Annotated in this window: 25 protein-coding genes and 1 pseudogene; 1 reads left to right on the plus strand and 25 read right to left on the minus strand. The window is 33.2% G+C overall.

Annotated features, from left to right (window positions below; all coding sequences use genetic code 11):
• Positions 1 to 5 precede the first annotated feature (5 nt).
• The 11 genes and pseudogenes from D9V42_RS01435 to D9V42_RS15525 form a co-directional block, all read right to left on the minus strand.
• A complete protein-coding gene (locus tag D9V42_RS01435; RefSeq protein WP_122062631.1) occupies positions 6 to 854 on the minus strand; it encodes a head maturation protease, ClpP-related in 849 nt (282 codons plus the stop codon).
• Positions 851 to 2011, minus strand: coding sequence for a phage portal protein (locus D9V42_RS01440; protein WP_122062633.1), 1161 nt, complete (start codon positions 2009 to 2011; stop codon positions 851 to 853). The genes D9V42_RS01435 and D9V42_RS01440 overlap by 4 nt, the downstream gene beginning before the upstream one ends.
• Before the next feature lie 17 nt (positions 2012 to 2028).
• Positions 2029 to 3693, minus strand: coding sequence for a terminase TerL endonuclease subunit (locus D9V42_RS01445; protein WP_122062635.1), 1665 nt, complete (start codon positions 3691 to 3693; stop codon positions 2029 to 2031).
• Positions 3690 to 4037 carry a P27 family phage terminase small subunit gene (locus D9V42_RS01450; protein ID WP_122062637.1) on the minus strand — a complete coding sequence of 116 codons (348 nt, stop codon included), beginning with the start codon at positions 4035 to 4037 and terminating at the stop codon, positions 3690 to 3692. Before D9V42_RS01450 ends, D9V42_RS01445 begins: the two co-directional genes overlap by 4 nt.
• A gap of 159 nt (positions 4038 to 4196) precedes the next feature.
• Positions 4197 to 4520: an HNH endonuclease gene (locus D9V42_RS01455; RefSeq protein ID WP_122062639.1), complete on the minus strand. Its 324-nt coding sequence runs from the start codon at positions 4518 to 4520 to the stop codon at positions 4197 to 4199.
• Positions 4521 to 4672: 152 nt separating this feature from the next.
• Positions 4673 to 5086: a transcriptional regulator gene (locus D9V42_RS01460; protein WP_158593169.1), complete on the minus strand. Its 414-nt coding sequence runs from the start codon at positions 5084 to 5086 to the stop codon at positions 4673 to 4675.
• 14 nt (positions 5087 to 5100) lie between these two features.
• Positions 5101 to 5250 carry a hypothetical protein gene (locus D9V42_RS15090; protein ID WP_158593170.1) on the minus strand — a complete coding sequence of 50 codons (150 nt, stop codon included), beginning with the start codon at positions 5248 to 5250 and terminating at the stop codon, positions 5101 to 5103.
• A 2-nt stretch (positions 5251 to 5252) separates the two neighbouring features.
• Positions 5253 to 5513: a hypothetical protein gene (locus D9V42_RS01465; RefSeq protein ID WP_122062643.1), complete on the minus strand. Its 261-nt coding sequence runs from the start codon at positions 5511 to 5513 to the stop codon at positions 5253 to 5255.
• A 12-nt stretch (positions 5514 to 5525) separates the two neighbouring features.
• The gene (gene rinB, locus D9V42_RS01470; protein WP_122062645.1) at positions 5526 to 5675 is read right to left on the minus strand and encodes a transcriptional activator RinB; all 150 of its coding nucleotides are present in this window, start codon (positions 5673 to 5675) and stop codon (positions 5526 to 5528) included.
• The gene (locus D9V42_RS15385) at positions 5676 to 5852 is read right to left on the minus strand and encodes a hypothetical protein (protein ID WP_244204765.1); all 177 of its coding nucleotides are present in this window, start codon (positions 5850 to 5852) and stop codon (positions 5676 to 5678) included.
• Positions 5853 to 5861: 9 nt separating this feature from the next.
• A pseudogene (locus tag D9V42_RS15525) lies at positions 5862 to 5990 on the minus strand (DUF1381 domain-containing protein); the annotation flags it as partial.
• A gap of 103 nt (positions 5991 to 6093) precedes the next feature.
• On the opposite strand from D9V42_RS15525, the gene D9V42_RS01480 reads away from it, so the two are divergent.
• Entirely contained in the window at positions 6094 to 6429 is a 336-nt protein-coding gene (locus D9V42_RS01480; protein WP_122062649.1) for a magnetosome magnetite crystal formation protein family, read from the plus strand.
• Positions 6430 to 6495: 66 nt separating this feature from the next.
• On the opposite strand, the gene D9V42_RS01485 is transcribed toward D9V42_RS01480, so the two are convergent.
• The 14 genes from D9V42_RS01485 to D9V42_RS01545 form a co-directional block, all read right to left on the minus strand.
• Entirely contained in the window at positions 6496 to 6807 is a 312-nt protein-coding gene (locus D9V42_RS01485) for a MazG-like family protein (RefSeq protein WP_122062651.1), read from the minus strand.
• Complete coding sequence (locus D9V42_RS01490) at positions 6800 to 7156, minus strand: thermonuclease family protein (protein ID WP_122062653.1); 357 nt, start codon at positions 7154 to 7156, stop codon at positions 6800 to 6802. The genes D9V42_RS01485 and D9V42_RS01490 overlap by 8 nt, the downstream gene beginning before the upstream one ends.
• Before the next feature lie 73 nt (positions 7157 to 7229).
• On the minus strand, positions 7230 to 7364 hold the full coding sequence (locus D9V42_RS15530; RefSeq protein ID WP_267921018.1) for a hypothetical protein: 135 nt from the start codon (positions 7362 to 7364) through the stop codon (positions 7230 to 7232).
• Between the two features lie 501 nt (positions 7365 to 7865).
• Positions 7866 to 8288: a hypothetical protein gene (locus tag D9V42_RS01500; protein ID WP_122062657.1), complete on the minus strand. Its 423-nt coding sequence runs from the start codon at positions 8286 to 8288 to the stop codon at positions 7866 to 7868.
• Between the two features lie 69 nt (positions 8289 to 8357).
• Positions 8358 to 8933, minus strand: a complete 576-nt coding sequence (locus D9V42_RS01505) for a hypothetical protein (protein WP_122062659.1) — start codon at positions 8931 to 8933, stop codon at positions 8358 to 8360.
• Positions 8934 to 9284 (minus strand): SA1788 family PVL leukocidin-associated protein, encoded by a 351-nt coding sequence (locus D9V42_RS01510; protein ID WP_122062661.1) that lies wholly within the window; start codon positions 9282 to 9284, stop codon positions 8934 to 8936. It abuts the gene before it with no gap.
• Complete coding sequence (locus D9V42_RS01515; protein ID WP_122062664.1) at positions 9284 to 9472, minus strand: hypothetical protein; 189 nt, start codon at positions 9470 to 9472, stop codon at positions 9284 to 9286. The genes D9V42_RS01510 and D9V42_RS01515 overlap by 1 nt, the downstream gene beginning before the upstream one ends.
• Positions 9473 to 9477: 5 nt before the next feature.
• On the minus strand, positions 9478 to 9876 hold the full coding sequence (locus D9V42_RS01520) for a RusA family crossover junction endodeoxyribonuclease (protein WP_122062666.1): 399 nt from the start codon (positions 9874 to 9876) through the stop codon (positions 9478 to 9480).
• 10 nt (positions 9877 to 9886) lie between these two features.
• The gene (locus D9V42_RS01525) at positions 9887 to 10105 is read right to left on the minus strand and encodes a hypothetical protein (protein ID WP_122062668.1); all 219 of its coding nucleotides are present in this window, start codon (positions 10103 to 10105) and stop codon (positions 9887 to 9889) included.
• Positions 10106 to 10279, minus strand: a complete 174-nt coding sequence (locus D9V42_RS15230) for a hypothetical protein (protein WP_167456075.1) — start codon at positions 10277 to 10279, stop codon at positions 10106 to 10108.
• The gene (locus D9V42_RS01530; protein ID WP_122062670.1) at positions 10273 to 11046 is read right to left on the minus strand and encodes an ATP-binding protein; all 774 of its coding nucleotides are present in this window, start codon (positions 11044 to 11046) and stop codon (positions 10273 to 10275) included. Before D9V42_RS01530 ends, D9V42_RS15230 begins: the two co-directional genes overlap by 7 nt.
• 10 nt (positions 11047 to 11056) lie before the next feature.
• Positions 11057 to 11776 (minus strand): helix-turn-helix domain-containing protein, encoded by a 720-nt coding sequence (locus D9V42_RS01535; RefSeq protein WP_122062672.1) that lies wholly within the window; start codon positions 11774 to 11776, stop codon positions 11057 to 11059.
• Positions 11777 to 12442 carry a putative HNHc nuclease gene (locus D9V42_RS01540; protein ID WP_122062674.1) on the minus strand — a complete coding sequence of 222 codons (666 nt, stop codon included), beginning with the start codon at positions 12440 to 12442 and terminating at the stop codon, positions 11777 to 11779. It abuts the gene before it with no gap.
• The gene (locus tag D9V42_RS01545; protein WP_122062676.1) at positions 12443 to 12994 is read right to left on the minus strand and encodes an NUMOD4 domain-containing protein; all 552 of its coding nucleotides are present in this window, start codon (positions 12992 to 12994) and stop codon (positions 12443 to 12445) included.
• Between the last annotated feature and the right edge of the window lie 7 nt (positions 12995 to 13001).

The raw sequence follows: 13001 nt of genomic DNA on the forward strand, positions 1-13001 counted from the left end.
GCTACCTAGAATAAAAATTTATTGAATTTTTTATTTTGTGATTGTGTAGGTGGTTCATTACCTGAATCATCTTCATCACCTTTTTTATCATCGTCTTTAACTACTTCATCAGCAACATCTTTTAACAATTTGAAGATGTCATCGAGTTTGTCGTTAATCACATCATTATCTGTATTTTCTTTCGGTTCTGGTTCTTTTGGCTCAGGTTCTTCAACGTTGTAATACTTAAATTGATTTGGCATATTTTTAAATTTCGCCTCCATTTCTGGGGATATTTTAGCAGCAACCTTACTTGAACTGCCTATTTCATCAATAATTCCTAAGTTTTTACATTCATCAGCTGTTAACCATGTTTCTTCGTCCATCATTTTTTGAAGAAGCGCATGATCTATGTCTGGGTTTTTATCAACATAACTTTGAAAAACAGTTTGATTAATTTTATCTAAGTCATCAGCTTGTTTTCGCAAATCATTTGAATTCCCCATAGCTAATGTCCAAGCATTATGAATCATCATCATTGCATTTGCGGGCATAACAACTTTATCTGCACCCATTGCAATACATGTAGCTATGCTTGCTGCTAGACCTTGAATATGTGCTGTGATTTTGGCAGGATGATTCTTGATCATGTTATAAATCGTTATTCCGCTAAATACAGACCCACCAGGACTATTGATGTTTAAATCGATTTCTTCAACATCACCTAAGTCTTTTAAAGCTTGTTTGAATGATACAGCACTTGTTTCAACATCATCAAACTGTTCATCCACAATTTCACCGTACATATCAATACTCGCTTTCTTTTCGGATGTTTTCATGACATTAAAGAAACCTTTATTTCTATCTACCTTCATTCATTGTCACCCCCTTCTGTTGGTTCATCGTTAACTGATTCGTAATTTTTAGTTAACACATATTCTTCAAGGTGAGGGTCATCGCCTGGTTCATCACCTAGCATGACTCTAATCTCATTACCGGTATAATTGCCGGAAGATTTAAGTTTATCTATTGCTTCAGCAAGTTCTAATGGGTCACGTTTATCAATACCTACAATCTTGATTCTCATTTCTTTTTCTAAGTATTCATCTTTATATAACATTTTGCCATTTAACTCAGCTTGTATTTTACGAACAAGTGGGTTTATACAAAATTTATAATAAGACTGTATAGCTTTTTCTAAATCAGCCATTTCACCTAAAATAAGAGAAGGTGGAACACCAATAATTCTAGAAATATCAATCAAAATAGACTTTCTGAGTTCTTCCATTTCTTTGAAGGCACTTTCCCCAGACTTACTAGAACCTTTGCTTGAATGTTCTTGATATTCTAAACCTTTAGGTAACGGGACAACTGCTGTCGAACTATTGTTAAACACATCAAAAATCATATCCATATATTCTTGTAGTTCTTTATTCAGCTCTTTATCTTTCATAAAAGAAGATTCTACATTTACTATGCCTCTAATTTGGTTATTTTTTAATTGCAAATTAATCATGCGCCCAAATATTTCGCCATAATCTTCAAACAATTCATGAGTAAATCGTTCTAATTTCTGATTTGCATATTCAATATAGATAACGTCTTCCATTTTAAAGAAACGATTATATTTAAAATCATTAATCATTACGTCTTTAAATCTTTGAGGTAGTAACCCCAATTCATCTTCATGTTCATAATCATCAGCTACATATAAATAATCATCATCTGATTGTATAATCAAAACTTCATTATCAATTAAAGCTTTATAAATAAATTTTTGCCAAAATTGAACAGCATTTTGATTAGGATTAGGCTTCACATTAAGTAAGTAATATAAGTCATCCTTTACTATCTTGTTACCTTCCATAACTCTAAATTCAGATTGAGCAATTGTTCTAGCCACAAATTCAATCACTGTATTCAAAGCCATTTGTTTTATATATGATTTCTTACTTGTATCTTTTAAATACTCAAGATCATACATCCAAGATATAGCACTATTCTTTCGAAATACTTTATCGAATAACCCCATTTATCAAGACCTCCTTTCTATCTTAATCTCAATCCTTTTAATAATTTCAATTCGTCTTGAAGGCTACTTTCATTAAGTTCATCTGCACGATATAAAGCATGTATTAAAGCTTGGAAACCATCCGTTTTACGACGTATAGCTTCTTTCTTTTCATACTCTTTGTTACCATCTTTACGAATTTTCACTGAAACGTTATTTGTATACCAACGCATTAAAGGATTGTCACCAAATACAATATGATGTTGCGCAAACATATCTTCGACACGTGGAGCTAATAATGATTGTATTGCTCGTGTATTCTTAATAACTTCATATTCAATACCAGCATCTTCAAATAAAGGTCTCAATAAATCCATTCGGAAATTATCTGCAATAACTTTTTTCAAGCCGTATGTTTTCTGTGCTTCTGTAAACCAATCAATAATATGTTGGGGGTTGATTGTCGGTTCATCTACTATAGTTAAAAGACCTTTTTGTTCCCATTCTCTAATTGGTGGTTTTAAATTATATTTATCTAAGAATTCTTTTCTAGCAAATGAATGTGTCTTCCACACATAATCATCGCCATCTTTGAACAACAAACCAACTGCTGCGAAATCTTTTAAACTAGCATAGTCAAGTTCACCTATACATTCATTATTTTCTAATGGAGGTATTGGTCTGTTTGTGGCCATAACATCATCCCATGGAGCTACAACTTGTTGTAAGTCTTCTTCAGGCATGTTCATACGTTTTGTCATAAACTCTGGTCTATTAGATGGATTATACTGTAATGATAAATATTGTTGGTTTACTTCTCTGTATAATTGTCTACCATAATCACTTAATGGTTTTTCAAACATTGGATTTGCTTTTTCCCATAATTCTGGTTGGTCTACTTCCTTTTCTTCGTCAATTTTACAAATGAAAGGAAATAATCTATCTTCTGGATTAACACCATCAAGCACATTATCAGCTCTATCTTTCAAACGATCCAAAAAGCCTTCTCTAACATAACCATCTGTACCAATATAAAAAGTACGAGGATGCGGGACTTTACCTAAACCGCTTCGTTTCACGTTAACTACTGTGTCTTTTTCATATCCGTGTATTTCATCAAAGAATATGCAACCTTCACGAGCACTATCTTTAGTTTTTTCATTAGATGTATCGAATAAAAATTGCGAACGTGTAGTAAGACCTTGAACCATAACCTTACTTAAATAGAAAGGATTATTAGGATGGTCGCCATCCATATATAACTCATTCATTTCTATCATGTCATAAATTTCTTCGAATGATATTTTGGCTTGCTTTTCACTATTCGCTACTACAGACATGTTATATTTCGGAATACCATGTAAAGGAGTCATAAAGAAAGCACCTAGTGTACTTATATAACCATTTTTACCAGCACCACGTGCCATAGTAATAAAAAATTCAGAGAAATAAGGGTCTCCCGTTTCTTTTTCATACAAGAATACAAAGCAAGATATGAATTTCTGAAAATCTTGCAGTGGGAAAAACCATTTTTCACTGAATTTGATATAATCTTCAATTTTTTGTTCATCAAAATACAAATCATCACGTTGTAAGATATCATTTTCTAAGAAGCTCACTAACTTTTTTCTTTGCTTGTTGAAAGTAATCTTACCACTCTTATATTTTTCAATATATGTTGTCACGTATTGAGGGGTCTTCATGTTAATTCAACCCCTTTAGAAGCTTCCGCTTTGCGCTTTTCTTCTGCACGTTTCTCTAAATTAAATGATTTTTCAATCGCTAATAGTGAACCGTTAATTTTATTTTTTTCTGCTAGACATGGATTAGGTTTAACAAATGTCTGATTACCATTTCCAACTTCGATAACTGGACCCCTTACATATATTTCATTATCTAAATAGTAGAATATGTTAAGTAAGTTGCAATATCTATCTACTTTCTCTATTTCCAAATCATTTGTTTGGTCAATTTGTTGCATTAACCAGTTTCTAGTATTGGTTATCGCCTGCTCTTGTTCATTCGATAATTTTATATCATCTTCCATTCTAACCCTCCTATCGTATGTTATATAAATGCAAGTTTGCACAGTTGCCCCAAGCGCCGGTTTCCACAAATCCTTTTACAAAGGGATTTATTTTAGGCGGGGGTACTAATCAAAAATTAGCAAAGAATATCCATGCATAATAATTGTATAAAAATGTATTTACCATTTCTCATCTTTGAATTTCTTTTCTGATTTTTGAAATCGATTATGTTTTTTGTTGTGACAATTAACGCATAATGTTTGTAAATTATTCATGTCATAAGCTAAGTCTGGTCGTTTCTCCAGCTCTATAATATGGTCAACTTCTAATCCTCTACGATTATTATGTAGTTTCAAATCAGTTGTTAACCTTCCGTACTTATTACAATCAACACATTCGTAATGGTCACGCCTTAATACTTCATGCCTAAATCGTCTCCATCGTCTTGATAGATAAAACCTTTTTCTATCTCTATAGTATTCAAAGTTATTGTACTCTTGCATCACTATGTCTCCTTGTGCATAAAGAAAGACACACCCGCGTAATGGATGTGTCTCGATATAATATAGTATTGTTTGAAGTACAAGGCTTAGATATTAATTCCTTATACTATCATAATAACACCTTGACACCCTCAAAAAGTCTCACAAAAGTATCAATATATAATGCCTAATTCATCTGCAAGGTTGTGTAGTATTCGCTTCTTAAGTCTAAAGAATGTAGCTCTACTAATTGGTAGCTTACATATGATGCCATCTACTGTGTATCGTCTAGGCTTATCAAAGTATAGTAAGTCCATAATGTCTCGCTCTATTGGTTGTGCATGCTCATACACTGTTGTGATAGCCTCAGATACTCTACGCATATGTGCTAATCGCTTATCTGTCATTAGTCTTGTAGCCTGTCTCTCTGTTGTGCTAGTGATTGTATTACTCTGTCCACCACCAATATTGTTATCCGTTTCTTTCCATGGATATTGTATCTCTTCTCTTAAACCTTCCATTTGTTTCTGAGTACTATTATATTGTTTAAGTTCTTCTTCTAAGTAATTGATAGTTGACTTGCGCAATTGAATACCTCCAGTTACTTCTTATTAATGTATGCTTGTATATAATTCTTCAAGTGTGCATTCTCATATCTTAATTTAGATATAATATCTCCTTTGACACTACTTGTTATAATGAATGCTAATGATACAAAAGCTAGTACTATTGCAATTATTATCCAGAACATTATCATAGACCTCCCACTCTATCTTTATGATCTACTATCTTAATATCGTAATCAGATGAATATTTATCAACTATCTCTTTCACACGTTCATCACTTGTTTTCTTACTTGGTACAACGAACATAATCCCTTTAGTTGTGTCGATTGCCATTCCAATACTATCTCTTTTCTTGATTCCGGATAATACATCTTTAAGAAAGATAAATAGTAATAAAACGCTAGTAGCTATTATTAATGTAGTTGAAAGTACTTGTGCTGCTTCCATTATTTATACCTCCTATAATCTTTTCGATAAGTCTATTTCATAATCCATTGGTGTTTTGTCTACCATATCGTTAGCCTGTTTCTTCACAATAACTTCATATGTGATTGCTTTACTTAATTCATATAGTGCTATGATTAATAATGTTTTAAATATACGTTTCATTCACTCACTGTCCTTTTCTTTTAATTTAATAGAATATCCTTTTTCATCTCCGACTAAATCTTTTCCATATCTTGTGTTGCAGTTATTACAATTAAAAGCAAAATGAATAGGTTCGTTACTCAAATAGATATACTCATAATCTGTGTCCCAGCTACCACAGTTAGAACATTGCATCATGTTTTTAGCTTTCTCCAACGCCTCTTCCTTATTCTCTGCCTCAACCACAGTAAATGTTTCATTCTCTCGTGCTTTAGTTATGTGAACGAAAGGATGACCTGTTGAATCTGTTAGTGTACGTATTAGGTATTGAATGATATCACCGTCCTTATAACAAATTTGTTATATTATTTAATTAATATTTACGAAAATACATTTATTTGATATTGTTCTTATTAATAACTAACAAGGAGACATTTATATGAGCAATCAATCAACACAATCAGAAAAAATACTAGCAGCATTATCATATTTTAGTGTGTTTTTTGCGCCAATCCTATTCCCTATTATTGTATGGATATTAGCCAACAAACCTGTTTCTACTCACGCTAAAAAGTCTTTAGCTTATCACATCTTGCCTTATATCCTAATTTTTGTAGGTGCAGGTTTAATTGGTCTAAGCGAATCTAATTCTAACAACGCATTAGGAATTACTTTAATTGTTATTGCTGTAATTGCCTTTATAGGCGCAATTTATTACGTAATATATAATTTATACTGTGGTATCAAAGTTTTATTGAAAGATAATTTATATTAAACAGTCCCTTTTCAGGGGCTTTTTTATTTCCTCAACACTTCCTTAACACTCTGTACTATGTCTTTCTTACAAGTCTGATTCTTTGATGAACGTTCCATTGATTGTCTTTCCTTTTCTTCCTTTGATTTCGTCATACGCGTACTGTAAACACTCCTCTAATGTCATCCCATGTTGTTGTGCCAATATAATTAATGTAACGACTGTATCGCCTATACCATCTTTTAAGTCGTCTAGTTTGTTACGTGATAAAGCTGCACCAACTTCGCCAGCTTCTTCATAGAATTTCAATGCTTGTCTATCTGGATTAGCTTTATCTAGGTTTTTATCTATACTCCATTGTTCTACTTGATTTACTAATTGATCTAATGTGTTAGTCATTTTGTTTGTCCTCATTCCATTTAGAGTTAGGTTTAATTAATCCACTTTCTTTTATCGCATCACTTAGTGAAACTTCATCTTCGCCGAAATAAACATTCGCTAAGTATCTTCCAAAATTATCATCTTTATATGTTTGTACTAGCACTTCATTGTTGTATACTTTATCTTTCACAAACTCAGTAGCTTCTTTGTAATTCTCTTGTCCTCGTTCTGGTGTATCGACATCTAATAAACGTAATCGTCTATCCGCAGAAATATCGAAACCGAAATCTAATATCACATCTATAGTGTCTCCATCTACAACGTTGTAGCAGTTTGCTTTGAATGTATATAATTGTTCTTTAATCATTGTTGTTGTCCTCCAATTGTTCAAATTCATATATAAATATATACTGATATATACTCTTATATATTTATCGAGATCAATTACTAATCTCTACACTTGTAACTCTTTCGAATTCTTCATTACTAAGTGGTATTGATTGTATGCTGCTATCTTTTGTTAACTGTAATTCAGTCAGTAGTTTGGTTACTGTTAGTTCAATCTCATCGGACATCATTTCTGCTCCAATCTATCAATGTAGTTAACCAAATCTATATAGCGACTTACACCAGGATTGTTTTCTGCTTTCAAACGTATGTGCATGGTTAGGGTTGTGTATAGGTTTTTCCAATACCTCACTTCTCCATCACAACTCATTAACTCGGCGTGTTGTATTTGGCCGTTTAAATTGAGGTTTGTCACTCTATTATTTAGATTTTCATTAGTAGCTTTTAGCTTCTCATTCTCCCGTTCCAACCTCTCATTCTATTGCTCTAACCTACGTATAACTTTTACTGCTTCTTCATAACTCAATCGCCATCACTCCTTTATTTCTAATTTGACACCTTACTGCTGTTTTACTACACTGTAAAAATCGATATTTTTAGAGAAAGGTGTGTTAACCATTGGATAAGGAACCCAGTAATTTTGTTCTAGTTATTATCACTTTAATTATGTTTTTACTATATCTATCCCCATTTTTATCAATGGCTTTCGATAAATAAAAATTATTCATCTACTCCACCAGCTTTCCGTCGCGCCAGATTAATACTAGCTCTCGGTCGTCATTTTCAATATAGAAATGAGTTGTATTAATATAATCAGGTGCCATTCTCAAACACTTGTTAATAGACATTGTATGACTTGTATAACAAACACTACCCATGCCACCTATAAAACGTTCTATCAAATCTAACTCTGTATCTTCCGTAATTTCTTCCTCGACTTCGACTGTCGTTTTCCCATTTCTAAAACTCCCGTTAAGCAAATCACTTTTTGAAACCGGATTAAGTTCAAACTCTTGTTTGAATTTCATTGGTGCATCAATGATATTGTCATCAATCAATTTATTTTCGAAACAACGAATACCATACTTATCAATCATGTGTTTCGCATATTCCTCTATTGTCATTTCTACTTTACGTTTAATCTTTACCATTTATTCGTCCTCCTATAATAGATATTACTAATCTTTAAACTCTATAATATATTTATATCTATAACTGAATTAATCCCAATTCTCATATGCACGTTCCAATGATTTTTTGGCTTGCTCACTATCATGTTCAAATATGTGTTCTATCGCTTTACCTATATTGTATGCTGGTACTGCGTCAAATCCTTCAACTACTTGTTCTATAAATTGAGTCCTATCATTAGTATTTAGAGATATTATAGGTTCTCCAGGTCGTATCATGTCTGGTCTTTTATTTCCGTTTACTCCACAACTTCTCTTACGTTGTTGTACGTCGTTGGATTGAAGCATATTTCTTCTAAGCTCATCAATTCCTTTTTCCTTTGCTTCCTCTAAAAGTTTTTCATCAACAGTAAATCCATTTAACTCTCGAGAATCACTCAAACTCTCCATCTTACTCTCTATATAGTTACTCCACAAATAAAAGTGGTTGTCGTCTGTGATTTCGTATAAGTTACCAAGTGAATCAATGCCTGCTTCATTCTTATCATCTTCGTTAAATATAATTTCATCTACACGACCTACAACCGTCATACCATCGCTATACTCACTTTTGCCAATATCGTACACGATTACATAATCATCTAAATTTAAATCCCTAATCTTCATCTACTTAACCACCTTTGGAAATATATCGTTTTTCATTAAATCAGCTACATACTTCTTGCGTTGATGTACTTGTGGTGTCCCATCATACAACCAAGGGTGCTCGTCTCTGTGCTTCTCCTCTTTAACTTTGGCTCTTATACGTCTTACTTGTGATTCCATTTGTTTAATTTTCTGCTCTTCTCTATAGTCTTCTAAGCGTGTCCCTTTAGGTGCTTTACATGCTTCATGTAATGTCCAACCACTTCTTAACCTTGTAGCTAAATAGTCCCTATAAAAACCGTTTGCTTCCATATTTTTTAAATTCTTACCTAGAATTGTGTACTCTTTGCCGTTTACACATAGCCTTTCCATTAATCTTTCACCTCTGGTTCGCTAAATTCTATGAATGTACCATCTAAGTAATCGTTAATGTGCTTATCCATGTCTTGACCAATCCAATCTAAAGCTTCTTGTTCTTCTTCATTTGGTCGTTGGATATATGGCACTACCTTTTCGAATTTAGCGTAGTATTTAATTTTCATTGTTCCTGGTTCACTCATTTAAATCACTCCAATACTTCAATATCCATAACCACTTTCGGATTCTCTGCGTATTTCTTAAAGCTTGCTATCTCTACAATTTGGTTATCGTCTTGCCATACGTGTTTATTAGCTGCGTCTAATACTGTTTTTATTAGATTATCGATATCAGGTTTAGTTACCTTATATTGCCCTATCATCGCTACATGCTTCTTCTTGCTCCATGATTTAAGTAATGGAAAATGAAACTCAATTGTTAATTTGATAGGTGCATCAATCATCAGATTAGGCATTTGCGCCTGTATGTCCTTCTTGTGATTGGTGTATTTGGCTGGCATATATGTTTGAACATATTTTCCAGTGTTTCTAAATCTAGGTCTAGGTGATGCCATAGGTGCATCTACCGTTAGCTCTATACGTTTCATTTAGTCACTCCTACAGATAATCAAAAATATTATTTTGATGCGCTCGTTCTACTTTATAGTTTTTAATAAACGTTTCTAGTTCTTCATCATCCAAGAACCAACGTTGACCTTCATAAAATGTTTTAACAATTCCAGATACTCTATGACGCCCGTCTTTACAATTAGGTATTACTGAAAATTGCTTATTACCTTTTGAATCGAACAACCCATAACGCTCTCTAATTCCCATTTAGCACACCTCACGAATAGCGTCTGTTGTAGCGCGTTTTGCTTTCTCTGTGAATAAAAGTTCATCTAATATTGTTTCGTCTCCATGTGCCCCATCTATGAACTTCTGTGCATACATATCACTTAAGTTTGGAGCGTCTAAAAAGTCTTTTACATATTGAATTGTTTTTACCATGCGTCTCTCTCCCTGTAATCATCACCAAGCACTCTCACTTGGCGTGAATTATGTTTCATACGTGAATTGATTCGTTGCCAATTCATATTTTGATTTAGTTCTTTATCACTAAAATTAGTAGTAAAAATATTGTTCTTACCTACTCTGTTATCAACTATGCTAAATAGTTTGTTTAATGTATGTTCTGTGTTTTCTACACCTACATCATCTAGTACAAGTAAGTCTACGTTGCTAAGTAATTTAACTAACTCGTCTGTAGTTTCAACTGCATTTTTATTGTAAGTAGCTTTGATACGATCCATTAACATCGGTATATGCATAAACGCTACGGAGTAACCTTGTGTTTTAATTGCTTTAGCAATTGCATATGCTAAGTGTGATTTACCTGTGCCATATGAGCCTTGCATGATTAACGACTTAGGCTTATCTATAGAAAATGTTTTAACGTACTCTATAGCTGTTTGTTTAGCTTCTGTTTGTGATTTGTTTTGTGGTTGATAATTATTCACTGTGACTTCTTGTAATGAGTAGTTAACATTAGATTGGTTGAATATATTATTGATTGCTTTCTGCTTACGTTTATTCTCTGCTTCTTTACCTGCTGCAATCATGCTACACTCACAACCATCACGATATTCGTAACCACTATCAAACTTGTGTAAATCGTACTTATTACCGCATTTCTCACAATACAGTGATCTTTCTATTTCAGCAGCTTCATACTGCTTAAGTGTTTCTGTTATTCTAGGGCTTAACATGCGTTTCATTTAATCACTCCTAATCCCAATAACTAGGGTCGTGTTTCATACGTTCTAGTTGGTCTTGTCCTGTAGGTTGTGTTTCTTCTGTAAAGTCATTCAAATAACTTTCTTGACTTAAAAATGTTTTAGGATACTTTTGATACTGTTTATTCGTAATCGTTTTAAGATATTCTCTAGTACCATTCATGATAGTTTCATAACTATGTTCTTTAAGTGCTGATTTAAATAAGCTAAATGCTTTTTTCTTATCTAGCTTTTTATCATACAGTTTCCACCATTCCTCAAAACGTTCACGCGTAACGTCAGTTGCGCTAGTATTAATTGTCTGACTCTTATTTGTAATACTGTTAATTGTAGAACTGTTAATTGTAGTGGGCTGGTTGTCGACCGATTGAAATTCAACCGGTTGAGTGTCGACCGGTCGGGAATCAACCCGTCGAGGTTCGTGCATAACCGTATATAAATTACTTCCATAAATATTTCCATTTTGTTTTCTAGTTACTTTTAAATAGCCTATTTGCTCTAACTCTTTTCTAGCTCTTTGGTATCTTTGCTTTCCTATATTTAATTCATGTTTAATTAAAGAAACACTAGGAAACGAACTTTCATCAGCGCCTGCATAAGCAGATAAGTAGCTGTATAACGCTTTTGCTTCAATACTTACGTTGGTGTCTTTCATCACTCGTTTAAATACTAATCCGTAGCCACTGACAGAACTTTTTATGCTATCGCTCATTTACTTCTCACCTCTCAACATCTTATTCAGTTTTTCGTCTACATCCACCCAACTATCTTGTAAGTGATATTTACGATTAAATGTGTCCATGCCTATGTTGTGCTGTTCGTTGTGGTGGTTTCTGCATAAGGCTAATACTTTATTATCTGTATGATTTATTTTGTTTCTATTTCGTCCACTACCTACGGTTTGATAATGTGCTAAATCAGCATTTACAGCGCCACATATAACACAAGTTCGGTTAATGGTAGATTTGTATAGAAAGTATTTATCATTGCTCATGAGGTCGCTCGTTTGCTTCCTCATCGGTATGTCATATTGGAATATAAAATCTAATATGAGTTCGATTAATTCACTTGCTTGTCTTCGACTACAATTACTTAATGACATCGGTTCATAGCCATGTAAGAACTCTAATTGTTTTTGGAACATATACCTTAAGTAGTCCATCGGTTGCCCGTAATGGTCGAATATATCTCTTATCATTGCAAATACTTTACGACGTTGTTTACCTGTTATCTTGTATGGATCAATTACATCTACATCACATTCAACTTCTAATCCGTTATCAAGTAGTAGAAAGTCTTTATTAGTTAGTTCTACACCCTCGATGACAGCAGTTATTGTGCCGTCATCTTGTTGGATGTAACTTTTAATTATTGCCATTTAAATCAACTTCTCTACCTTGTATTTAGAATTATCTTTTGCGTTCAAAGTATTATGTCCTGTTTGTATACGACCACTTGTATAACCTGTAGACCTTTCTAACCATTTATCAGCTTTAGCCATACTTATAAACTCTAGTTGTATACCTGTGTTCATTTGAATTAACTTTACAGCTTTTTCAGTGTCGATTAAGTTGTTTTCAAATGCGTGTCTGTTATTTTCTAAGTGATTACACCATTCGAGATTATCTACATGATTATTTTTAGGATTACCGTCGATATGATTGATGCATTCTTTTCCTTCAACTGATGACATAAACGCAAAACCGACTAATCTGTGCACTAAAAAATCTTTAGATTTTCCATTTTTCCACAAATTAACTCTTACATCTCTAACGTTAGGAGTTTTATCTTTCAAATATCGCTGTTTCCAATGTCTTATTCCGTGTTTTTCAGTGAATGTCGTCTTGTTTTTATGTGTTCTTACTCGACCGAAATTACTAACCTCATAAATATTTTCGTAACCTACAACATCTTTCCAAATTTCTTTCATACAATCA

This window comes from Staphylococcus pseudoxylosus, from assembly GCF_003697915.1.
In the GTDB taxonomy this organism is placed as follows: Bacteria; Bacillota; Bacilli; order Staphylococcales; family Staphylococcaceae; genus Staphylococcus; species Staphylococcus pseudoxylosus.